At 57.5% G+C, this 22,244-nt stretch carries 20 protein-coding genes; 2 read left to right on the forward strand and 18 right to left on the reverse strand.

The features are described from left to right. Window positions 1–139: 139 nt before the first annotated feature. The 9 genes from ACR0AG_RS11385 to ACR0AG_RS11425 form a co-directional block, all read right to left on the reverse strand. The gene (locus ACR0AG_RS11385; protein WP_480838875.1) at window positions 140–1,330 is read right to left on the reverse strand and encodes a Gfo/Idh/MocA family protein; all 1,191 of its coding nucleotides are present in this window, start codon (window positions 1,328–1,330) and stop codon (window positions 140–142) included. Further along, window positions 1,323–1,997, reverse strand: a complete 675-nt coding sequence (locus tag ACR0AG_RS11390) for a hypothetical protein (protein ID WP_480838877.1) — start codon at window positions 1,995–1,997, stop codon at window positions 1,323–1,325. The genes ACR0AG_RS11385 and ACR0AG_RS11390 overlap by 8 nt, the downstream gene beginning before the upstream one ends. Continuing rightward, window positions 1,987–3,174, reverse strand: coding sequence for a Gfo/Idh/MocA family protein (locus ACR0AG_RS11395; RefSeq protein WP_480838880.1), 1,188 nt, complete (start codon window positions 3,172–3,174; stop codon window positions 1,987–1,989). Before ACR0AG_RS11395 ends, ACR0AG_RS11390 begins: the two co-directional genes overlap by 11 nt. Further along, entirely contained in the window at window positions 3,164–3,991 is an 828-nt protein-coding gene (locus tag ACR0AG_RS11400; RefSeq protein WP_480838882.1) for a citryl-CoA lyase, read from the reverse strand. The genes ACR0AG_RS11395 and ACR0AG_RS11400 overlap by 11 nt, the downstream gene beginning before the upstream one ends. Beyond that, window positions 3,988–5,880: a bifunctional sugar phosphate isomerase/epimerase/4-hydroxyphenylpyruvate dioxygenase family protein gene (locus tag ACR0AG_RS11405; protein WP_480838884.1), complete on the reverse strand. Its 1,893-nt coding sequence runs from the start codon at window positions 5,878–5,880 to the stop codon at window positions 3,988–3,990. The genes ACR0AG_RS11400 and ACR0AG_RS11405 overlap by 4 nt, the downstream gene beginning before the upstream one ends. Further along, complete coding sequence (locus ACR0AG_RS11410; protein ID WP_480838886.1) at window positions 5,880–7,175, reverse strand: TRAP transporter large permease; 1,296 nt, start codon at window positions 7,173–7,175, stop codon at window positions 5,880–5,882. Before ACR0AG_RS11410 ends, ACR0AG_RS11405 begins: the two co-directional genes overlap by 1 nt. Further along, the gene (locus tag ACR0AG_RS11415) at window positions 7,172–7,747 is read right to left on the reverse strand and encodes a TRAP transporter small permease (RefSeq protein WP_480838888.1); all 576 of its coding nucleotides are present in this window, start codon (window positions 7,745–7,747) and stop codon (window positions 7,172–7,174) included. The genes ACR0AG_RS11410 and ACR0AG_RS11415 overlap by 4 nt, the downstream gene beginning before the upstream one ends. Window positions 7,748–7,777: 30 nt before the next feature. Next, complete coding sequence (gene dctP, locus ACR0AG_RS11420; RefSeq protein WP_480838890.1) at window positions 7,778–8,788, reverse strand: TRAP transporter substrate-binding protein DctP; 1,011 nt, start codon at window positions 8,786–8,788, stop codon at window positions 7,778–7,780. A gap of 103 nt (window positions 8,789–8,891) precedes the next feature. After that, complete coding sequence (locus ACR0AG_RS11425) at window positions 8,892–9,974, reverse strand: Gfo/Idh/MocA family protein (protein WP_480838892.1); 1,083 nt, start codon at window positions 9,972–9,974, stop codon at window positions 8,892–8,894. A 208-nt stretch (window positions 9,975–10,182) separates the two neighbouring features. Here ACR0AG_RS11425 and ACR0AG_RS11430 point away from each other — a divergent pair, with 208 nt between their 5' ends. Continuing rightward, window positions 10,183–10,836 carry a GntR family transcriptional regulator gene (locus ACR0AG_RS11430; protein ID WP_480838894.1) on the forward strand — a complete coding sequence of 218 codons (654 nt, stop codon included), beginning with the start codon at window positions 10,183–10,185 and terminating at the stop codon, window positions 10,834–10,836. A gap of 418 nt (window positions 10,837–11,254) precedes the next feature. On the opposite strand, the gene gyrB is transcribed toward ACR0AG_RS11430, so the two are convergent. After that, window positions 11,255–13,672: a DNA topoisomerase (ATP-hydrolyzing) subunit B gene (gene gyrB, locus ACR0AG_RS11435; RefSeq protein ID WP_480838896.1), complete on the reverse strand. Its 2,418-nt coding sequence runs from the start codon at window positions 13,670–13,672 to the stop codon at window positions 11,255–11,257. A 115-nt stretch (window positions 13,673–13,787) separates the two neighbouring features. Then, complete coding sequence (locus ACR0AG_RS11440) at window positions 13,788–14,360, reverse strand: TetR/AcrR family transcriptional regulator (protein WP_480838898.1); 573 nt, start codon at window positions 14,358–14,360, stop codon at window positions 13,788–13,790. 99 nt (window positions 14,361–14,459) lie between these two features. Here ACR0AG_RS11440 and ACR0AG_RS11445 point away from each other — a divergent pair, with 99 nt between their 5' ends. Beyond that, on the forward strand, window positions 14,460–15,026 hold the full coding sequence (locus tag ACR0AG_RS11445; RefSeq protein WP_480838900.1) for a carboxymuconolactone decarboxylase family protein: 567 nt from the start codon (window positions 14,460–14,462) through the stop codon (window positions 15,024–15,026). Here ACR0AG_RS11445 and recF read toward each other — a convergent pair. The 7 genes from recF to ACR0AG_RS11480 all read right to left on the reverse strand — a co-directional run bounded on the left by recF (window position 15,023) and on the right by ACR0AG_RS11480 (window position 22,213). Continuing rightward, entirely contained in the window at window positions 15,023–16,120 is a 1,098-nt protein-coding gene (recF, locus tag ACR0AG_RS11450; protein ID WP_480838902.1) for a DNA replication/repair protein RecF, read from the reverse strand. The two genes, ACR0AG_RS11445 and recF, sit on opposite strands and share 4 nt — an antisense overlap. 93 nt (window positions 16,121–16,213) lie before the next feature. After that, a complete protein-coding gene (dnaN, locus tag ACR0AG_RS11455) occupies window positions 16,214–17,335 on the reverse strand; it encodes a DNA polymerase III subunit beta (protein ID WP_480838904.1) in 1,122 nt (373 codons plus the stop codon). A gap of 227 nt (window positions 17,336–17,562) precedes the next feature. Further along, complete coding sequence (gene dnaA / locus ACR0AG_RS11460; protein WP_480838906.1) at window positions 17,563–18,945, reverse strand: chromosomal replication initiator protein DnaA; 1,383 nt, start codon at window positions 18,943–18,945, stop codon at window positions 17,563–17,565. 542 nt (window positions 18,946–19,487) lie between these two features. Further along, window positions 19,488–19,751, reverse strand: coding sequence for a 30S ribosomal protein S20 (rpsT, locus tag ACR0AG_RS11465; RefSeq protein ID WP_170575014.1), 264 nt, complete (start codon window positions 19,749–19,751; stop codon window positions 19,488–19,490). 229 nt (window positions 19,752–19,980) lie between these two features. Further along, entirely contained in the window at window positions 19,981–20,757 is a 777-nt protein-coding gene (locus ACR0AG_RS11470) for an enoyl-CoA hydratase (protein ID WP_480838908.1), read from the reverse strand. A 66-nt stretch (window positions 20,758–20,823) separates the two neighbouring features. Further along, window positions 20,824–21,675, reverse strand: coding sequence for a bifunctional DNA-formamidopyrimidine glycosylase/DNA-(apurinic or apyrimidinic site) lyase (mutM, locus tag ACR0AG_RS11475; protein WP_480838910.1), 852 nt, complete (start codon window positions 21,673–21,675; stop codon window positions 20,824–20,826). Window position 21,676: 1 nt separating this feature from the next. Then, window positions 21,677–22,213 (reverse strand): hypothetical protein, encoded by a 537-nt coding sequence (locus ACR0AG_RS11480; protein WP_480838912.1) that lies wholly within the window; start codon window positions 22,211–22,213, stop codon window positions 21,677–21,679. Window positions 22,214–22,244: the final 31 nt, after the last annotated feature.

Below are 22,244 nucleotides of genomic sequence, written 5' to 3' on the forward strand. Positions count from 1 at the left end.
GTGTCTGCGAATCTAAAATTCATCACACGTAGTAAAAAATATCTGATATTTTTAAAAATATCAACTTTTAATGCGAGGCAGGAATTGGAAACGCCCGAGCAATGGCCCGGGCGTAATTTACCTTTGTGTTGGCAGAGTTTTAGATCGTGACCCAGTCACCTCCGGATTGGTGAGAGCGCACAGAGGCATCAATGAATCGAACACCGTCTGCGCCTTGTTCGACACTGGGGTAGGCAAGCCAATCCGCCGGAACAGCAGCGCCATCCCGGCGCGCGGCTACGGCCATGGCAAATTCCGTATAGAGATTGGCCCAGGCTTCGATAATCCCCTCGGGGAAGCCGCGCGCGGTACGGATCAGACGTTCCGCGCCGGGGCCAATGCCATGCCCGTGACCTCGGCTGATGATACGATCCGGCTCACCAAAACGATTGAACTTCAGCTGCTCCGAATTCTCCAAATCCCACTCGAGACCCCCTTCGCTCCCGAACATCCGCAGGCGCAAACCGCCTCGATTTCCGGGGGCAAGGCGTGTCGCCATCAGGGTTCCCGGAACCTCGTTTTGATAGCGGGTGAACATGAATGCTGTGTCTTCCAAAGGCTTTGGCGCGCCGCAAACATGGAACTCGGCCCTCAAGTCAGTCAAGGGCAGGCCCGAGACAAAACTGGCAAGATGCGCGGCATGGGTGCCGATATCGCCGACACAACTGGTCGGACCTGAAATCTTTGGGTCCAGCCGCCATTTGACGTGGGGCGCATCGGCCACATCTTCGGGCGTCATCCAGTCTTGCAAGAACTCGACATGGATCTGGTTGATTTTACCGATGCCGCCTTCCGCCACAATCTGCTTAGCCTGCCGGATAACCGGAAAACACGACATCGCATAGCCGACAGCAAAGACCTGCCCCGTGCGCGCAGCGATCTCTTTAAGCCCCTCGGCTTCAGCGACCTCGTTGGTCAGGGGCTTGTCGCACAGCACGTCAATGCCCGCCTCCAGAAACGCTTTGGCCGCTTCGAAATGAACGTGGTTCGGGGTGGTGATCATCACCGCATCCACCCCATCCTCACGCGCCGCCTCGGCCTGTGCCATCTCGTCGAATGACGCATAGCACCTTTCTGACGGCAAGTACCACTCGGCCCCACGCGCCTTGCTTCGCTCGGCGTCAGAACTGAGCGCGCCTGCGGCGACCTCCCACCGGTCGGTCATTCGCGCGGCCGTTGCTTGCGTGACCGAGATCCGTCCACCACCAACAACGCCCAGCCGCAAACGGCGAGACAGGCGGGGGAAGGGTCCGTAAAAGTTCAGATTTTCGGGCAAAAGTCTCTCAGCCATTTTGAACCTCCGTTTCCGGGACCCGTGCGCCCTCGGGCAGGATTTCAACCGCCAGGAAAATGCTGGGGGTAATCGTCTCGTATTGATGCCAGGGATAGTTGCCCTCGGCGTCATACATCGGCTTGTGCGTCATGCCTGGAGCCATGAATTCTTCGAGGTAAAGGGTTTCAACGTCCCGTTCGCGGCATTGCTGCATTTTGCCAAAGCCTACGATTTGCGTATGCACTTCGCGAAATCCCGGCACCGGGCAAAACGGATGATCCTTGTGCAATCCGACATTCAAAGGGACCGAACCGGAATGGTACATGGTCAGTCCAACGTTACCCACGAAGACCTTCGGCGACATGTAGTGGCTGACACCGCGCAGACGCTCCTCCTGACGAACATCGAAGGCCGACGGCCACGTATCTTTCACCCGCGCGAATAGCGCGCTGTCATCTCCATGGGCGTCGAAACCGTGGACAATGACTGCGCGTTCCACGCTGTTAAGCGTGCTGCCTTGCACGATAACAGACGAAAGCGGTGCAACGGCCTGATCCTCGACCGAAAGGCCCCGCTCCCCAAGGTTCAGAACAATTGCGCGGCCCTCGACAGCTATTCTGTCTTCATCAGTGATATGCTGGACGCGAAAGAATGGCTGAGCAAAGTCGAGTGTCTCAATCGGCATGCGCCAACTCCTTCCTCTCATCGTTCAGGAAATCGACCGGCAAACGCTCTGGAGCCGCGCAACGGCTTTCTATTGTCTGGTAAGCACCAAATTTCGGCGCCCGTTCAATCGCGTCCATGACCTCAAACACATGGTAGGCAAGCGCTCCACTCGCGCGCGGTTGGCGTCCTTCTTGTGCTGCCAGAGCTAGGTCCAATAGGCCGAGGCCACGGCTGTCTTCGTTAAACCCATGATTGTTTTCGACCACCTGCCAGTCCCCACGACCGGTCGGACGAGGTTGATGAGACCAGCGCGAAGTCTCCCGCGTTTTCAGCCAGACATCCCCTTGAAAGATATTGGCACCATGGACCGGATCAGGATCAGGAATGCTGATGGTGCCGTTTTCACCGTAGATCTCGAACCGCGGAGTTTCGCTGTCCCAGACGTCGAAGCTCATGGTCATCGACCCTATAGCTCCGGATGAGAACTGAAGTAGGCTTAGGGAGTGCGTGTCGACCTCGACATCTATCCATTCACCGTTGCGAGGGCCGTTTTCGATCATCCTTTTGTCGAACGTGCGCCGAGCCATTCCGGCGACCCGGTCAACGGGACCAAGGCAGCAGATCATGGCGGTCAGGTAGTACGGCCCAAGGTCCAGCAATGGCCCACCACCCGCCTTGTAGTAAAAATCCGGGTTGGGATGGTGGCGCTCCGTCCCGTGGGTCCCGACATGGGCAAAAACCCCTGTCGGTTTGCCAATGGCACCCTCGTCGATCAAGCGCCGAACGGTCTGCCAGCGACCGCCCAGAAATGTGTCGGGTGCGCAACCGACCAGTAAACCTTTTTCAGAGGCCATGTGCAGGATCGCCTTGCCATCCGTTCGATTCATAACCAGCGGCTTTTCTGAATAGACGTGTTTGCCCGCCTCCAGAGCGCGCAGGCTGATTTCGGCATGCGCCGCCGGAATTGTCAGATTCAGAACGCAGTCAATTGTCGGATCGGCGAACACCTCATCCGGCGTGCAGGCCTTGGCGATGTCATATTGATCCGCCTTGGCGCGGCTTTCCGAAGGATCGAGGCTGGCGCAGGCCACGACCACGACGTTTGAGAATTTGGATAGTGTTTTTAGATAGATATCGCTGATACGACCACAGCCAATAAGGCCGACCCGGAAGGATTTCGATGTCTCACGTGTCATCATTCCTGTCTTCGTAGAGGGGTAAGTAATTCGGGGGCATCGGCCCTTTATTTCGACCGCCCTGCCCCATCTGTTCCCACGCGTGTGCAAGTATTCCAACCGAGCGGGACAGGCAGAACAGCCCGCGCGACAAGGGCGAGGGAAAGCCAAGTTCGCAGAAGATCACTGCTGTCGCGCCGTCGATATTCATGGCAATTGGCCGACCACCTCGTTGACGACCGAGTTCGGCTTGAACCTCTTCTCCGATATCGGCAAACCGGCTAGAAACTGTGCCATCACTCGCGGCGTTGCGAACCATTTGCATCAACCGCGGCGCGCGCGGATCAACAGGCTTGTGAAACCTGTGACCAAAGCCCGATACGATCTTGCCGTAGGTCTCGCGCCAGCTGTCCAAGCCATCCCGAACAGCGTCATTCAGCGACGCCCCCGCATCCATGCGGGCGGCGATATCATAGTACAACTCCGCACACTGCTCTCCTGCCCCACCATGAACGTCGCCCAGCATGTTCACCGCGGTCGCCATCGCATTGTTGAGACCTACCCCGCAGGTGGCGGCCATACGCGCAGCCGCGATCGAGGGGGCCTGCGGGCCGTGGTCCACGCCTGCGACCAAAGCGGCCTCGAACAGGTGCGCCTGCGCGTCGCCGGGCAGATCACCCCGCACCATCAGCCAGATCATCTGAGGGAAAGATACGTTCCCGATCAGGTCCTCGATGGCGTTGCCGCGAAACGCGATTTGTCCGGGTTTCATGTCGATGATCGAGGTACGCCACCATTGGCGAACGGCGCGCTCATCATTTGTCATTTGCGCGGTCATGGCGTTTGCACCTCTTTCACCATATGGGTTTTGCTTTGCGCGGCGAGTCGAATGGGCGCATTACGCGCGCCATACCCGGCATAGCCCATGCGGCGTTCAACAACCTCGAAGAAGAAACCGTTAAAGATGGGGCGGCTGTAGATCTGAAAATACTCGGCACCCGCTGCCCGATCATAGAGGATGTTACCCCGGTGCAGCTGGGCGATCAGTTCGTCGTCCAATCCGAAAGTCGCTTGCAGATCAGCGTAATAATTCTCCGGGATTGTCAAACTGGGAAAACCGGACTTGAGCAACTGGGCTGAGGTTTCAAAAATATCGTCCGACAGGAAAGCGATGTGCTGAACACCGGCGCCAAAGCCATCTTCAAGGAATGACGCTGCCAGAGTTCGGCGCCCAACGGCCCCGTTCAGGTTCAGGCGCACTTCACCTTCGGGGCTTTCGATAGCCTGGCTTTGCACGACACCGGACGGGTCGGCCACGTTCACGATGGGCGACTTCGCCATCTCGAACGTCGAGATGTAATAGAGCAGCCAGCTTTGCATCTCATCGTGACGCATCGTCTGGGCCAGATGGTCGATGCGGCGCAGGCCGGCAGGCTGGGTCGCTTTGGTCTTGGCGACTGGCTCAAACTCGATGTCCCAGACACGATGCAGATCGGATTTCTCATCGATGAAATGAACGACGTTGCCACCAACGCCCCGAATGGCCGGGATATCCAGTTCCCCTGTTCCCACCGGTTGTGAAAAATTCGGCGCGCCCAACGCGGTCGCGCGCTGAACAGTCTGATCCGCATCTTTGACACGCAACCCCATGTCACAGACCGAAGGGCCGTGACCCAGGAATGCCGAATGGGCAAAACCTTCCTTTTCAGTATTCACAACGATGTTTATCGCGCCCTGCCGCCACAGCTCGACGGACTTGGTGACGTGTTTTCGCTCCATTCGAAAACACATTGCTGACAGCATATCTGCCAGCTGCGCGCCGCTTACCTCATCGGCTGTGAATTCGACAAACTCAAAGCCTGACGCATAGACGCGCTCCGGCAGGTCCGGGATGCCAAAATCGGTTCCCGGTTCGGTCCGCGCCACCTCATCCAAAAGGTTCACCAGCGACCTGTAGCTGTCTCGGGCCAGTGTGCGGCCACCGGGTTGAGGAGCTGCTTCGTTGACGCGCGCAATGGACCATGGCCCCTTGTAGCCGGCGCGGGACAACACGCGTACGAAACCAGCAAGATTCAGCGACCCAAGCCCCGGCAGAAGCCCGAAATGCCGTTTGAGCCGACGTATATCCATCTCAAGCCGGGGTGCATCGGACAGTTGCACATGGAACAGCCGATCGCCGGGAATGTCCCGAAGGCGGGCAGGTTTGGATCCGTCAGCAAGCGAGAAGAAGGAATTCAAGGCCAATCCGAAATGAGGGCTGTCGATGGCCTCGACAATGCGCAGCGCCTGTTCGTCCGAATGAATGAGGCCGGACCACGGCAAACCCATATAGGCCAGACGCATCCCCTTCTGTTTGGCGATTTCAGTCGCCTCGCCAAGATCTGCGATTACCTGTTTTTCGGTCGCGGCAGCATCGGCTTCGAAGGCAGACCCTATGAGCAGCAGATCCGTGCCCAACTCGCTCATCAGGTCGAATTTGCGTTTCAGCCGATCAAAGGCACGGTGTCTTGCATCCCCGGTCTGACCTTCGAGATTATGGAACGGTTGCAGCAAGCAGATTTGCAGGCCGAGCTCTAAGGCAATGTCCCTGATTTGCGATGGCGCCCCATCAAATGCGGTCAAATCAGGTTCATGCAGCTCGACCCCGTCAAATCCGGCCCCGGCGATGGCATGCAGTTTCTCTGCCAGATCACCGGGAATGGATGTTGTCGAAACCGACAGGCACATTACCCTTGGTACCCAAACATACGCGGCAACCACAGGACCAGACCAGGCATCAGCATCATGATCACCAAAGCGAAGATGAGAACCGCGAGGAAGGCCCAGATTTCCGAGATGATTTCACGTAGCGGAATGTCTGTCACTGCATTGATCACAAAGAGAAGAATGCCATAGGGCGGCGTGATCAGACCGATCATCGAGTTCACGACGACCAGCACTCCGAAATGCACCAGATCAATCCCAAGCGCTTCGCAGGTTGGAATGAACAGAGGCACGATCACCAGAATGATCGTCGTTGCGTCCAATACGCATCCCAGCGCGAGGATCAGCAGATTAACCAGGATCAGGAAAACAATCGGGCTGACATCCGAACCCTCCAGCAGTGCCGAGATCGACTGCGGGATTTGCTCCTGAATGACGATGAAGTTCAGGATGAACGCGCCACCAATGACAACCCCAACGGCTGCGGACGAGCGCGCGCTGTCAACGAAGACTTGATAAAGGCCACGGAAGGTCAGCGCGCGGTAGAACAATGCTGCCAGCAGCAAGGCATAGAAAGCGGCCACAGCTGCAGCTTCGGTCGGAGTGGTGACACCGCCATATATGCCATAGAGCAGGATTGCGGGCATCAGCAGTGCCGGAAAAGCGTTGGCGGTTTTTGCCGGCAATTCGCGCAGCGGAACAGGTTCTTCCAGTGCAAAGTTCCGCTTTCCAGCCAGATAATAGTTCATCGCCATGAGGACGACGCCCATGATCAGGCCCGGCAGAATACCGGCCAGAAACAGCGACCCGATAGAGGCCTTGGAAACGAGCGCGTACAAAACCATCGGGATCGAGGGCGGAATGATCGGGCCGATCGTCGCCGACGCCGCCGTGATTGCGGCTGCGTAGCCTCGGCTGTAACGACCGTCCTTCGTCATCATTTCAATGATGATCTTGCCGATCCCCGCCGCGTCCGCGACGGCAGAGCCAGACATGCCGGAGAAAATCAGCGACGCCACAACGTTGACGTGCCCGAGGCCGCCCTTAAACCGCCCGACAGCAGCGACGCAGAAGTTCAGCAGCCGGTCGGTGATCGAGCCTGCGTTCATGATATTCGCGGCGACGATGAACAAAGGCACGGCAAGCAGGATCGTGCTTTTGTAAAACCCTTGCAGGATCTTTTCACCCGCCAGAGCAACATCCAGACCGGCAACGCCAAGATAGGCCAGCGACGCAAGAAGGATGGAATAGCCGATAGGTGTCCCGATGCCTGCCAGAAGGAAGAGGGTCAGCAGACAGGTTAGAAGTTCAAAACTCATTTGTCTGCGTCCTCGTCATCTTCACCGTCGACGCGGGGATGATCGTCAACCACGTTGTACCCAACGACCAGTTCCAGCTCGGTTTTAGGCGGGCCATTACGCAGGATGTCGAAGAACAGCCATCCATAGCGCGCAGCGACGACCAGCATGAACACCGCATAGATCGAAAACACCGTGCGCAGTGGGACCTTCTCACCCGAGAACGGGTTGCGCACGGTTGCGGTTTTGCGGATTTTCATCCAGTCGATGTAGTCCCATGTCGGCAGGAAGCTGTAGAGCATGCCCACCACGATTGCCGCGGCTGCGAGCATCGCAAAAACCTGACGGACGCGACGGGGCACAGACAGATAGATGATGTCGAATTTTACGTGATCCCGTTCGCGCACGATGAAGGCGCAGCTGAAAAAGATCACCCAGACCCAGAGGATGCCGATCAGTTCAAGCGTCCATCCTGCAGGGGTAAAGAAATACCGCAAGAGAATTTGCAGAAGGAAGATCAGGAAGATTGCCGCCAGCATCCCGCCGGCAATCGCTTCGGTCAGTCGGGAGAACCCCTTGATAAAGGCTTTCATAGTGGTCCTCCCTCGCTTGAACTACAGGGCTCAGTTGCCCAGAGCGTTGATCTGATCCAGAACGCCGTCCGGCCAGGAACCCGCGAATTCGCTGTCCAGATACATGGACTGTACCTGATCGCGGAATGCTGCGAGATCGGGTTCGTAGATCTCCATGCCCTGTTCTTTCAGGAAGCTGACAAGGTCCTCTTCTTTCTGCAGCTGCTTCTGACGGCCCGATTCCGCTGCTGCATCCGCTGCGGCCTGAACCTTTTCCTGCTGTTCCGGGGTCAGCCCATCCCAGACCTCTTTGCCGATGGCGATATAGTTCAGGTCCACCAGATGCGATGTCAGAACGATCTGGTTGGTCACTTCGTAGAACTTGGCATCTACCACAGTCGGCAGCGGATTGTCCTGACCGTCAACAGCGCCGGTCGACAGGGCCGTGTAGACTTCCGAGAACGCCATCGGTGTCGGTGCTGCACCCAGAGCTTTGCCCAGGAACTGCCAGGCATCGGTGCCCGGCATCCGCAGGTTCACACCTTCCAAATCGGCTGGCGTCGACACCGTCAGTTCATCCTTGGGCTGGCGCAGGTTCACCTGACGGCGGCCCAGATACATGACCGACAGTAGTTTGACGCCCAGTTCTTCTTCGGCCTTTTGCTTGAAGGCATCCATCAAGGGATCATTGAAGACAGCCACCTGATGCGCGGCGTCCTGGTGGACATAGCCTGCGGTAAAGATCGAAAACTCGGGGAAGAACTGTGCCAGTTCCTGCGCCGAGGTGATCGACATCTCCAGGTTGCCGCGGCTGATCGCGTCCAACTCGGTGCCTTGCGCGAAGATGGTGCCGTTATAGCTGGGCTCATAGCTAGCAAAATCGGCAACCATCGGCGCGAAAACTTCGGCCATGGCGACAGAACGCTGATCGGTCTCCGACCCGGACGTCGCGAGGCGCAGTTGCACTTTGTCCTGCGCCAGCACACCGTTTGTTGCGCTGAACAGAACACCGGTTGCGACCAGGGCTGACACAGCAGCCCGGCGTGTAAGTTTGAAAGTCACTTTTTTCCTCCCTGAGACATCACTGATGCTTCTTTTTTTGACGATTCCAAGTTTTGACCTATTTTGGACATTTTGCAAGATTTTTTGCAAAATATCTGATATTTTATGCCATAGTCACTTTTTCTCTTGTCGTCTGTTGAATGCTATTGATCCTGATCGTTCCGCCTGTACTGCAAGAATTCTGAATAGCTTCAATAACTTGAAGCGTTCTGAAACCCTCCCACCCTGACACAATTGGATCCGCTTCATGCCGGGCCACGTCAACAAAATGTCTGAGTTGATTGACCAACGGGTCCGAGGCGCCCTTCTTCAGCGCAGTGGACGAGATCGGAGTCCACCAGTCTCTTTGCTCGTCCCGATAGCTCCAGAGCCGGAGGTCAGGAACCGATAACGACCCATGAGAGCCGCCAATCATGTAGCTACTTTCCGTGGTCGAGGGATAGATTGGATATTCCTGAGAGGTCATTTCCCAACTCCACGGCGCGACGATGCTGTCGGACACGCTGATGGTGCCGATCGCCCCACCTTCAAACGTCAGCAACGCGCCAGCGACATCCTCGTTGTCATAGCCCCGTTGCGACGCAGCCGATTGCGCCTGAACGGTCACGACCTCGCCGGCCAGATACCGCAGAAGATCGACATCATGGACAAGATTGACTGAAATGGGCCCTGCACCAGGTTTCTTTCGCCAGGGCGCGGCGTCGAAATACTCGTCTGGTTTATAGAACCAACAATTGGCATGGATTGCTCGAACATCGCCGATCTGCCCGTCCAAGATGGCTTCTTTGGCCGATTTGATCAGCGGATTGTACCGCCGATGGTGCCCGACCATAAGCGGTACATTTGCCTTCTCTGCAGCTTGTACAAGCTCCAGAGCCGCAGCGGCTTCCACGGCAATCGGCTTTTCCACGAGTATGGGGCAACCGTACCGAATACAGGTAAGCCCCTGCTCGACATGAAGTGTCGTAGGGGTCGCCAGCACAGCACCGTCCGGAGTTTGATTGGCAAACAATTCCTCAAGCGTATGGTAGCACACAACCCCATGTTCGGCGGCATAGGTGCGGCCCTGGTCGCTGGGATCAACAATCGCGACAAGATCCACGTGACGCAACGCTCGGATAGCGTCTGCGTGGCGGCGTCCGACAAGTCCAATGCCGACGATGGCAATGCGAAAGTTCTGAGACACTTTGCTTCCTTCCGGGGGATCCGAAAAGCTCTGGATCCGGTGTTAACGACCGGGCTGCATCGCCCAATTTGAACACGACCGTATTGGGGTTTTCACGATTCCGCAATAATGTATGATATTTTTATTTTTACCATACATCAGTTTGGATTGCTGATAACCTTCGAAAATGCTAGTTGAGTGAGGAAACCAAGAATATCGGGTGAAATGCATGGTCAAGCAGCCGTCTACGATAGGGGCCAGCACCTATCAGCGCATCAAGCGAGATATCATCTTCGGTGAACTGCAGCCCGGCTCGAAGCTAAAGCTGGACGCCTTGAAGGAACGCTATTCGGCAAGCCTTTCGACGCTGCGTGAAACCCTGAACAGGCTCGCCAGCGACGGATTTGTCGAAGCACCCGAGCAGCGGGGGTTCCTCGTCACGCCAGTTTCCCAAGAGGATCTGACCGAGATAGCGGAGCTGCGTGTTCTGCTGGAATGCCACGCGTTGGAATTGTCCATTGCGAATGGCGACACAGACTGGGAAGGCAACCTCGTTGCCGCACATCACAAGCTGCACCTGATGGAGCAGCAGCTTCTCAAAGGCGACGAGTCCGAGAAAGAAACCTGGAAGCGCTATGACTGGGAGTTTCACCAGGCGATGATCGCGGCCTGCAACTCCAAAAACCTTCTTTCTCTGCACTCGATCATCTACGACAAGTACCTGCGGTATCAGATGCTCGTGCTGACCTATCGCGGCGAAGAGGCGGTCAAAGAGCACAAGGGCATGTTCGATGCCGCATTGGCCAGAGACGCCGGCACCGCCAAGAAGCTGTTGGAAGATCACATCCGAAATGGTCTTTCACATACGCTGGAGGCTATGTGATCTTCGCCATCACGGTGACCACCAGAATATTCAACTTGGATCTGCATATCCTATTCTAACCACTCTTGATTTAGATCCCGCGTGGTCTTTTGGAGAAACCAAGTTATACGCAGTTTTCGGTAGTGGCACGGGTTTGAACAGTTCTCTTTTGTTCAACACCCGATCGCCGCTGAAGGCGCATATGCCTCGGCCACAATCAGGTAATCGTTGTCGTTTCAACGAATGTCCACTTCCCGCTCACAACAGAGATTGATGTCCATTAAAACAAGAAACCTTCGAGAAAAGCGCGCACCATTCCTTTTGCATGACTTCACCGGCATTTGATTGTGATGAAACCCGCTACAAACAAAACTGACCACATGCAGACCGTGATCGATTGTGGTCATCGCGAACGATTCTGCTCGATCCTACAAAACCCTCAGAAATCCAAATTCTCCACGCTCAACGCGTTTTGCTGGATGAACTCGCGGCGGGGTTCGACCACGTCTCCCATCAGCTTGGTGAACAGATCATCTGCCTCGACCATATCGTCTACACGCACCTGCAAAAGCGTGCGCGCATCCGGGTCCAGCGTGGTTTCCCACAATTGATCCGGGTTCATCTCACCCAGCCCTTTATAGCGCTGCAAGGACAGGCCTTTTTCGCCTTCTTCCAGAATGGCGCGCAGCAGATCAAGAGGGCCGTGGATGACCTGAGAGCGATCGCGTCGGATCAGCGTAGCGGGCGTGTTGTAAACCTCTTGCAGGCTTTGGGTGAAGCTCCCGGTCTTGCGCGCCTCGCCCGAGCGCAGCATGGGGCCGTCCAGGGTGCGGACCTCTTCGACGCCGCGCAGGATACGGGCCAGACGGATGCCGTGGTCCTGCGTGATCCGGCCCTGCCAGCCGCGTTCATATTCCAACGCGATCAGGTCCAGACGGGCGGCCACCTTGTCGGCAACGCCCTGCAGGTCGGCATCGACCGCACCTGGTACGAATGCCCCGGCAACGGCGGCCTGTTCCAGAATATGGCGCGGGTAGTGCGTCGGAAAGGCGTCCAACACGCGTTTCAGTTGCCGCGCCTCATCCACCACACGGGTCAGATCCTGACCGATGATTTCCTCGCCTGAGCCGAGTTTCAGCACCGCGCCCTCGACCCCCTGATTGATCAGGTAGTCATCCAGCGCGGCTTGATCTTTCAGGTAAACCTCTGATTTACCACGGGAAACCTTATAGAGCGGCGGCTGTGCGATATACAGATACCCACCTTCGATCAATTCCGGCATTTGACGGTAGAAGAAGGTCAGCAGCAGCGTCCGAATATGCGCCCCGTCCACGTCGGCATCGGTCATGATGACGATCTTGTGGTAGCGCAGCTTTTCGATATTGAACTCATCCCGGCCAATGCCGGTGCCCAGCGCCATGACCAGATTGCCGATTTCCTGAGACGACAGCATCCGGTCAAACCGCGCGCGTTCGACGTTCAGGATTTTCCCGCGCAAGGGCAGAACGGCCTGAGTCAACCGGTCCCGGCCCGTCTGGGCGGACCCACCGGCCGAGTCCCCCTCGACTAGGAAGACTTCGGTCTTGGAGGGATCTTTTTCGGAACAGTCTTTCAGCTTCCCGGCCAGATAGTTCACATCCATCGCCGTCTTGCGGCGGGTCAGTTCGCGCGCCTTGCGGGCGGCCTCACGGGCCAATGCAGCCTCGATGATCTTGCCGACGATCCCTTTGGCCTCATTGGGGTTTTCCTCGAACCATTCGGCCAGCTTTTCGTTCATCAAACCCTCAACCGCCGGGCGTACTTCGGAACTGACCAGCTTGTCTTTGGTCTGGGATGAGAATTTCGGGTCTGGCACTTTCACCGACAACACACAGGTCAGACCTTCGCGCGCGTCATCGCCGGTAAAGCTGACCTTTTCCTTCTTCGCGATCCCGCTGGATTGCGCATAATTGTTGATCGTCCGGGTCAGGGCACCGCGGAAGCCCGCCACATGGGTGCCGCCATCCCGCTGCGGGATGTTGTTGGTAAAGGGCAGAACCGTCTCGTGGTAGCTGTCATTCCACCACATCGCAATTTCAACGCCAATCTCGTCGCGCTCGCCCTTGATATAGATCGGTTCGGGCATCGCCGGAGTTTTCGACCGGTCGAGGTATTTGACGAATTCCTTGACGCCACCCTCATAGAACAGCTCAGTCTCCAGCCGTTCCGCGGGGCGTTCATCGATCAGGATGATCCGCACGCCCGAGTTCAGGAAGGCCAGTTCGCGCAGACGCTTTTCCAGCGTCTCAAACGAGTATTCCAGATTGGAAAAGGTATTGGTCGAGGCCAGAAACCGCACTTCGGTCCCGGTGCGCTCGCCGCATTCACCGACGACCTTCAGGTGCTCGGCTGTCTCGCCCCCTTCAAAACGCGCGACGTGCTCCTTGCCCGCGCGCCAGATGCGCAGCTCCAGCCAATCGGACAGGGCGTTCACCACTGAAACACCCACACCGTGCAGACCACCCGACACTTTGTACGAGTTGCTGTCGAACTTACCGCCCGCGTGCAGTTGGGTCATGATGACCTCAGCCGCCGAGACGCCTTCCTCGGGGTGAATATCCACCGGAATTCCGCGTCCGTTATCGCTGACCGAGACACTGGAATCCGCATGGATTTTAACGGTCACGTGGTCGGCGTGACCGGCCAGAGCCTCATCAATTCCGTTGTCCACGACCTCATACACCATATGGTGCAGACCCGAGCCATCGTCGGTATCACCGATATACATGCCGGGGCGTTTGCGAACAGCCTCCAACCCCTTGAGAACCTTAATGGAATCGGCGCCGTATTCCTGGGGTGCCTGTGCGTCTTCGGACATTCAGTCAGTACCTATATTATTTTGGTATCTTATACGTTTTCTGGTGGGGAATGTCACGCGATCCCCCAACATTTTGTGTTTCGCCGGGGTATTTTTTACGCTCACTTCCAAGCGCCTACAAACGGTCCAGATCCGCCGCAATATCCGCCGCGATGGCCTGCGCATCCACGTCCTTGCGTTCTGCAGACAAGCGCAAGCCAAGAAGGTCGGATTGATAGCGCGTGGCCAGCCGTTTCGGATCGTGATCCGCCCCGATCTCGCCTGCGTCCTGCGCGCGCCGGAACAAATCCGCAAAGCACGCTCGCATCTGGGCAAGATGGGCGCTGGCCGCAGCGGCCAGATCATGATCCTTGGCCTGCAACTCCGCATAGGTCTTGGCCAGCATACAGGCCCGCGTTGGCGCGTCTGCATCTTCGATCACGCGGCGGGGCTGCGCCTGTAACGCCGCTTTCGGGCCCAGTTCATCCACCAGGGCGCGCAATCTGCCCATACCGTCTTGGGTGTACCGCTCCAGTGTCAGCGCATAAAGCGCATCTTTCGACCCGAACGCCGCATAAAAACTGCCGGGCTTCAGTTTTAGTGCGCGCTCAAGATCCTTCAGTGAGGTCCCGGCCCATCCCTGACGCCAGAACAGGTCCCGCGCCTGTGCAATCAAAGTATCACGATCATATGTGGGTTTGCGCGGCATCGGATCACCAATTCTTGAGCGTTTGCTCAAATATATACTTGAGTGATCGCTCAAGAAACCCTAAATAAGGCTCATCGCGCCAGAAACAGGAGTTTTGATATGGCAAACTTCCCCTCTCACGATCTTGAAACCGCCCCCGAAGGGTCCAAACCGCTGCTGGAAAAATCACAAGCCGCGTTTGGCCGCCTGCCCGGTCTGCACAAGGTGATGGCAGAAAGCCCACAGCATCTGGAAGGCTATCAGATTCTGCACGGGCTGTTCCTGCAAACCGATTTCGACAATGATGAGAAAACCGTGGTCTGGCAGACGATCAATGTCGAGAACGAATGCCATTACTGCGTCCCCGCCCATACCGGCATCGCCAAGATGATGAAGGTGTCGGACGACATCACCGAGGCGCTGCGCAACGAAACGCCGCTGCCCAATGCCAAGCTTGAGGCGCTTCGCACCTTCACCCTGCAAGTGATGGAAACCCGCGGCAACCCGACCGAGGCACAGCTGCAAGCCTTCTTTGACGCAGGCTATTCGCACCGTGCGGTGCTGGACGTGGTGCTGGGTCTGGCGCAGAAAACCATGTCGAACTACGTCAATCACATGGCCCAAACGCCCGTTGACGAAGTCATGCGCGGCTTCCTGTGGGAGCGCAAAGTAAACGAAACCGCCTAAGCGGAAACGACCGACCCCTCTAGGCCATCACTCACGATCAACGTCTGGGCCCGGTCGCCCAATTCCGCAAACAGCTCAGGCCCGGTGCCCGTCATCCAGGCCTGAGCGCCCAGCGCGCAGATCTCGTCATACAGTGCCGCGCGCCGCCCCGCATCCAGATGCGCGGCCACCTCATCCAGCAGAACAATCGGGGGCGCACCCACCATCCCGGCCAATGCCCGTGCATTCGACAGGATCAGGGACACCAACAGCGCCTTCTGCTCTCCGGTTGAACAATCCTTGGCAGGCACGCCCTTGGCCGCAAACACCCCGTACAGATCCGACCGATGTGGCCCCACCAGCGTCCGTCCCGCCGCCAGATCGCGAAACCGGCTTTCGTTCAGCGCCTCGCGCAGATCATCCACCGTTTCCGGCATCGCGCCTTCGGTCTGTACCAGTTCCAACTCAGCCGATGGAAAAGCCGTCTCGGCCTGATCCTGCGCCACACGCAGATGATCCAATGCCTTCAATCGCGCCACGTGGATGCGATGACCCATTTCGGCCATCTGCCCCTCCAGAGCAGCGTACCAATGGGCATCGCGCACTTGCTCTTTCAGCAACCGGTTCCGCTCGCGCATCGCCTTTTCATACGTCAGCGACGCCTCAGCATGGGACGGATCAAAACTCAGCGCCATCCGGTCCAGAAACCGCCGCCGCCCCTCGGCCCCTTCAATCCACAACCGGTCCATCGAAGGCACCAGCCAAACCACCCGTGCCAATTTGCCCAATTCGATCTGACTGGCGGATTTCTCATCAATCCGAACCTGCCGCGCCGCGCCGCCCTCGGACCAGGTTTCGATCTCAAAGGCCTGTCCCTGCGCCTGCAAAAGCCCTGACAGCTTCCAGCCCAGGGCCTCGGGTCGACGGGTCATCTCAGCCGCGCTCGCCCGCCGCATCCCGCGCCCCGGCGAAAACAGCGACACCGCCTCAAGGATATTGGTCTTGCCCGCCCCGTTCGGCCCATGAATCGCGACCGGACGCCCATCCAATGACAAGCGTGCCAGCTTATGAGACCGAAAATGAGAGACCGTAAGCTCGGTCAGGGCCAATCCCATGACCCCTCCCTTCATCTTTTCAAAAATACTCCCGTCCCTCTGCCCGGCAGGCGGCTTCGCCGCCGCGAGGGGAGGCATCGCGCGTCAGCGCGATCAGACACGCATCGGCATGACGACATAGACCGCGCTTTGGTCATTGCCTTCGCGCATCAGGGTCGGATCCCCGGCCGAATTGAACATGAACACCGCATTCTCACGATCCACCTGAGACGCAATCTCCAGCAGGTACTTCGCGTTGAACCCGATCTCCAACCGCTCGTCGCCATAGGCCACGGCCAGTTCTTCCTCGGCGGCACCACTGTCAGGCGCATTTACGGACAAAACCAACTTGTCACCGTCCAATTGTAGCTTCACCGCACGCGACCGTTCCGAAGATACCGTCGCCACCCGGTCCACGGCTTGCGCGAATTCAGCCGCATCCACTTCCAGTTTGCGTGTGTTGCCCTGCGGGATCACGCGCGTGTAGTCAGGGAACGTGCCATCGATCACCTTCGATGTCAGCGTGATATCGGGCGTGGCAAAGCGTACTTTGGTTTCACTGACAGAAACCGCAATATCCATGTCGTCATCTTCCAGCAGCTTGCGCAGCTCACCCACGGTTTTGCGAGGAACGATGACCCCCGGCATATCCGCAGCACCTTCCGGCAGGTCCGCATCAATCCGCGCCAGACGGTGGCCGTCGGTTGCAACGCAACGCAGAACCTTACCGCCGTCGGATCCATCCGCCACGTGCATGTAGACGCCGTTCAGATAGTACCGCGTCTCTTCGGTCGAAATGGCAAATTTCGATTTGTCGAACAAACGGCGCAGCAAGGCCGCCGACGCCGTGAAGTTCGAGGCATATTCCGAGGACGCCATGACCGGGAAATCCTCTTTCGGCAGGGTCGCCAGCGAAAAGTTCGACCGCCCCGCCTCAACCGTCAAACGGCCAGCAGCGCTGTCGGCTGTCAGCGTCACCAGCGCCCCGTCGGGCAGCTTGCGCACAATTTCATGCAGGGTCGTCGCCGCCACCGTTGTAGCCCCGGCTTTTTCAACCTGCGCCACTGCCTTGTCGACCACTTCGATATCCAGATCGGTGGCGCGGAACTGAACTTGATCCCCTTCAGCCTCGATCAGCACATTGGCCAGGATCGGAATGGTATTCCGGCGCTCAACAACGGATTGGGCCTGCGAAACGGCCTTGAGAAGGGTGCCGCGTTCGATGCTGATCTTCATACCCTCGGTTCCTTTGACTTGCGTGCCGAAATAGGCGGGACTGGCACGTTAGCGTCTCAGCCCTGAGGCACAAGGAGTTTTTACGGATTTCTGGGTCGGAATGCCCAAGCCGTCAAGGGGTCCGTGGCCCCTTGGGCACAGTTCCTATTCAACCGTGGGCAATACCGCACAAGAAAGCGCCCCGGACGGGAATGCCCAGAGCGCTTGGTGAGTGGTGGGGATATGTCTCAGGCTTCCAGCGCGCGTCGCAGCATTTCCACATCTTCAGCGATCTGACCATCGGTCAGCTTCAGCTCTTCGATGCGTTTCACGCCATGCATGACAGTGGTGTGGTCCCGCCCCCCGAAGCGGCGGCCAATCTCGGGCAGCGACCGGCTGGTCAGCTGCTTGCACAGATACATCGCGATCTGACGCGGACGCGCGTAGGATCGCAGGCGCTTGGGGCCAATGATGTCCGACATGCGGATATTGTAATACTCGGACACTTTGCGCTGAATCTCTTCGACGGTGATCTTGCGCTCGGACATGCGCAGCACGTCGGCCAGGCAATCCTGCGTCAATTCCATATCGATCTCGCGCCCCACCAGAGAGGCAAAGGCAAACAGACGGGTCAACGCGCCCTCGAGCACCCGCACATTGGTCGAGATCCGATGCGCGAGAAATTCCAGCACGCCATCGGTGATGGTCAGATCAGGATAGGTGCTGCTGTATTGTTGCACCTTGTTCTGCAGAATGCCCAGGCGCAGCTCATAGTCGGTGGGGTGCAGATCCACGACCAGACCGCATTGCAGGCGCGATTTGACGCGATCTTCCAGATCTTTGATCTCGCCCGGAGCGCGGTCGGCCGAGATGATGATCTGTTTATTCTGATCCACAAGCGCGTTGAAAGTGTGAAAGAACTCTTCCTGCGTGGAATCCTTGCCCGCGATGAACTGCACGTCATCCACCATTAGCACATCGACCGAGCGGAACAGATGTTTGAAATCCATCATCCGCCGTTCGCGCAACGCCTGCACAAAGCGGTACATGAATTGCTCAGCCGACAGGTAGAGCACGTTCAGCTCAGGGCTTTTGGTTTTCAGCTCCCATGCGATGGCGTGCATCAGATGGGTCTTACCAAGGCCGACACCGCCATAGAGAACCAGCGGGTTGAACGTGACAGGGCCGCCTTCGGACACGCGGCGTGCGGCGGCGTGGGCCAACTCGTTCGGCTTGCCGACCACAAAACTGTCAAAGGTAAATCGCACATCCAGCGGCGCGGCCTGCAACGCCTCAAGCGTATCGGCTGACGCGCCGGTTGCTGGCTTTTGCGGCGTCGACTGAACCTCGGCCACGGGGGCCTGCACGACCTCTGGACCAACCGGTGAATTCGCAGCTGTCTGGAAATTCAGGCGCTGCACGGATTCTCCGGCGGTGTTCAGTTCATACAAAATCAAGTCAGCAAAGTTCTGACTGACATAGTTGCCAACAAAGTTGGTCGGCACCGAAAATACGGCCACACCATCCTGCAGTTCCTGAAACTCAAGCGGCTCAATCCAGGTGGTAAAGTTGTTTCGACCAACAGCTTGCAGCAGCTTATTTCTAAGTTGACCCCATTTTTCTTGTGTCATTCGGCGCCTCACGCATCCCATTCTTTATTGGCCTGTCGGCCTTATTAATATGGACCGGTCTCCCAGCTTTTGACGCGTTCACACACAAGGGTACCGTTGCGCCAGATCCCAGTCTCTGGCGGTTTAGGTACAATGGTCAGCGCAACCTGATTTTTACCGGCCCCACAGCAGGACCTAACCCATAGAACGGGCTGCGCGTCGCATCCAAATTTTCGACAGGGCGAAGATCATCGGCAAACCCGAGACCCACAGCAGATCGTCAACCCGGCAAGGCCGGAGCTTCGAACATTCGTTCCATGATCATTCTGATGCCCGTCAGTCTGACCCTTGGAACAGCCTGTCCCCCCAAGCGAGTGAATCGCTGAATCAGTGGTAGCAAGACGAAGCGGTTCGCGGCAATGAAACTCTGATATTGACTCGCCCTTCGGCGCGAAAGAATCTCTCGGCTTCGTGAAGACGCGGCATTCCGGCAACAATGAAAAAGGCGCCGCACAATGCGACGCCTTTTTCATTGATCTTTTCGGCAGAGCCTGAGGCGCTGATCAGCCCAGCGCTTTGACTCGCGAAGACAGGCGCGACATTTTGCGGGCTGCGGTGTTCTTGTGGAAAACACCTTTGGTGACGCCGCGCATCAGTTCGGGCTGTGCGGCACGCAGGGCTGCGGTTGCCGCGTCCTTGTCACCCGAAGCAATCGCTTCTTCGACTTTACGCAGGTAGGTACGGATGCGCGAACGACGCGCTTTGTTGACGGCGAAACGCTTTTCGTTCTGACGAGCGCGTTTTTTGGCCTGGGGCGAATTTGCCATGTGTCTTTGACCTTTGTTCGGTACGGTTGTCTGGTTTTGCACGTCACGGGTAAATCCGCACCGGGTCATCGATCACGAGTGTGAGTCGGGCCAAGCGGGCCGCACGCGCATGTATGACGGCGGTCTTTACGCAAGTTTGCGGGCCTTGCCAAGCGGATTCTTCACCTTGACCCATCACACAAAAAAGGCGGACCGCTGGCCCGCCCTCTTCAACCCGATCTTCGCTGGGTCACTTGTCGCGGAATTGGGCGGCGCGTTTTTCCAGAAAAGCCGCCATGCCTTCCTTTTGATCTTCGGTGGCGAACATCGAATGGAAGACGCGGCGTTCAAACAGCATCCCTTCACTCAACGGCATTTCATAGCTGCGATTCACCGCCTCTTTTGCGGCGATGGCCGTCAGTTGCGATTTCTCGGCGATCTTCTGGGCTGCACCCATCGCCTCTTCCACCAGTTTTTTGGCTGGCACAACACGGCTGACAAGGCCTGCGCGCTCGGCCTCTTCCGCGTCCATGAAACGGCCCGTCAGGTTCATATCCATCGATTTGGACTTGCCCACAAACCGCGTCAGGCGCTGGCTGCCGCCCAATCCTGCGATGACACCCAGATTGATCTCGGGCTGGCCAAATTTGGCCGTGTCTGCCGCGATGATGAAATCACACAGCATTGCCAGTTCGCATCCACCGCCCAGCGCATAGCCTGCAACAGCCGCGATGATCGGCTTGCGGATGGCAGAGACACGATCATTTGCATCGGCAAACAGATTGATGTTGAACACATCGACAAAGCTCATCTCGGACATTTCCTTGATGTCCGCGCCCGCAGCAAAGGCCTTGTCCGAGCCGGTGATGACGATGCAGCGCACCTTGTCATTCTTGTCTGCGTCTTCCAGTGCGTCGCACAATTCACCCAACAACTGCGTGTTCAGTGCGTTCATTGCATCAGGTCTGTCGAGCTTGATTAGGGCGACGTGGTCTTCGATTTCGACGATGATCGTCTCAAAAGCCATGAGGTGAGTGCTTCCGGTTGTTCCGTTCAGGTACGATTCCTTATCACGCGATTTCGCTGGATCAAGCTATCTTTGGCATTGCGCGCAATAGAAGGATGAGCGACCGGACTGAGTGATTCTCTTGATTTCGGACCCGCACCCATCGGTCCGACAGGCCTCCCCTTCGCGTCCGTAGACGTCAAAGCTGTGCTGAAAATATCCCATTTCTCCATCAGCTTGGCGGAAATCCCGCAGCGATGATCCGCCCGCGTCGATGGCGTCCTGCAGGACCTGCCGGATGATCGGCACCAGCGCGGCCACCCGCGCCGCAGAAATTTGACCGGCTTTGCGACGCGGCGACACCTTGCCGCGATAAAGCGCCTCGCAAACATAGATATTTCCCAATCCGGCAACGATTCCCTGATCCAACAGCGCCGATTTCACCGGGGTGTTCTTGCCCCGAAAAGCGTCAATCAGGTGCTGTTCATGGAAATCATTGCCAAGGGGTTCGGGGCCCAGCACCGAAAGCAGCTTGTGCTGCTCGGCCGTGGCGGTGGGCAGCAGGTCCATCGCACCGAACCGGCGCGGATCGTTGAACGTCACCCGCGCGCCATTGGCCATGTGAAACACCACATGATCGTGCTTCTGCGCCGCGGGGTGGTCGTGCACAAATTGCCCCAACGGATCGCCCGAGACCGTCATCCGCCCGGACATGCCCAGATGGATCAACAGGGTCTCGCCACTGCTGAGATCGGCCAGAATGTACTTTGACCGCCGCCGCAACTGCTCCACCCGCTGCCCGGTCAGACGTTCGGCCATACGGTCCGGGAAGGGCCAACGCAGATCGGGGCGGTTCACATCCGCCCGCGCGATCACCACGCCCTCCATCGCGGGGCTCAGCCCACGGCGGACGGTTTCAACCTCAGGGAGCTCCGGCATATCAATGCACCTGCTGAGACTGGCGTGTCATTCGCAACAACAAAGCCAGTTTCGGGTCATGCAGCGCCAGCTTCTCAAGAAACTGCTGGTAGCCTGACATTCTGGCGATCACCCGCAGGCGCTGCCCGTCCCGAAACTGCAAATTCGCACCTCCTGCAATGGTCTTGTTGATTGGGCTGATATCCGTCAGCGCAGACAGGGATGCTGAAACCGGAGCGCGAAACAACGCACGCCTTTCGATCATCTCGCCGTCATACACAATCCGCGTGAATGAAAAAACGATCATCCACAGACTCAGGGCGCTGAAGACACACCCGATACCCACCGAAAACCAGACTTTCAGGCCGGGCGGTTCTTGCGAGGCAACCAAGATTGCGCCACCGCCAAAAAGGATCAGGCAGAACAGTGCAAGCGGGATCACTTTGACCGGACGCATGATCAGAACATCCCTATGGCCGATACCGGTTGGATGCGCCTTCTTCCCCGGCTTTGCTTTGACGTTCCATCCGGCATAGGTCTGACGGTCAGCGCGCTTCACACCATATCGGATGAACCTGTACTTTGCCCAA

It is taken from the genome of Ruegeria sp. H6, assembly GCF_056532975.1.

Excerpts from the sequence above, each read along its gene's own strand:
- gyrB (WP_480838896.1), bottom strand. The coding sequence starts at position 13,672 with ATGTCCGAAGACGCACAGGCACCCCAGGAATACGGCGCCGATTCCATT.
- ACR0AG_RS11415 (WP_480838888.1), bottom strand. The coding sequence starts at position 7,747 with ATGAAAGCCTTTATCAAGGGGTTCTCCCGACTGACCGAAGCGATTGCC.
- dnaA (WP_480838906.1), bottom strand. The coding sequence starts at position 18,945 with ATGACACAAGAAAAATGGGGTCAACTTAGAAATAAGCTGCTGCAAGCT.
- rpsT (WP_170575014.1), bottom strand. The coding sequence starts at position 19,751 with ATGGCAAATTCGCCCCAGGCCAAAAAACGCGCTCGTCAGAACGAAAAG.
- ACR0AG_RS11385 (WP_480838875.1), bottom strand. The coding sequence starts at position 1,330 with ATGGCTGAGAGACTTTTGCCCGAAAATCTGAACTTTTACGGACCCTTC.
- mutM (WP_480838910.1), bottom strand. The coding sequence starts at position 21,675 with ATGCCGGAGCTCCCTGAGGTTGAAACCGTCCGCCGTGGGCTGAGCCCC.
- ACR0AG_RS11400 (WP_480838882.1), bottom strand. The coding sequence starts at position 3,991 with ATGACCGCGCAAATGACAAATGATGAGCGCGCCGTTCGCCAATGGTGG.
- ACR0AG_RS11390 (WP_480838877.1), bottom strand. The coding sequence starts at position 1,997 with ATGCCGATTGAGACACTCGACTTTGCTCAGCCATTCTTTCGCGTCCAG.
- ACR0AG_RS11445 (WP_480838900.1), top strand. The coding sequence starts at position 14,460 with ATGGCAAACTTCCCCTCTCACGATCTTGAAACCGCCCCCGAAGGGTCC.
- ACR0AG_RS11395 (WP_480838880.1), bottom strand. The coding sequence starts at position 3,174 with ATGACACGTGAGACATCGAAATCCTTCCGGGTCGGCCTTATTGGCTGT.
- ACR0AG_RS11470 (WP_480838908.1), bottom strand. The coding sequence starts at position 20,757 with ATGGCTTTTGAGACGATCATCGTCGAAATCGAAGACCACGTCGCCCTA.
- ACR0AG_RS11410 (WP_480838886.1), bottom strand. The coding sequence starts at position 7,175 with ATGAGTTTTGAACTTCTAACCTGTCTGCTGACCCTCTTCCTTCTGGCA.
- ACR0AG_RS11440 (WP_480838898.1), bottom strand. The coding sequence starts at position 14,360 with ATGCCGCGCAAACCCACATATGATCGTGATACTTTGATTGCACAGGCG.
- dnaN (WP_480838904.1), bottom strand. The coding sequence starts at position 17,335 with ATGAAGATCAGCATCGAACGCGGCACCCTTCTCAAGGCCGTTTCGCAG.
- ACR0AG_RS11405 (WP_480838884.1), bottom strand. The coding sequence starts at position 5,880 with ATGTGCCTGTCGGTTTCGACAACATCCATTCCCGGTGATCTGGCAGAG.
- recF (WP_480838902.1), bottom strand. The coding sequence starts at position 16,120 with ATGGGATTGGCCCTGACCGAGCTTACGGTCTCTCATTTTCGGTCTCAT.
- ACR0AG_RS11430 (WP_480838894.1), top strand. The coding sequence starts at position 10,183 with ATGGTCAAGCAGCCGTCTACGATAGGGGCCAGCACCTATCAGCGCATC.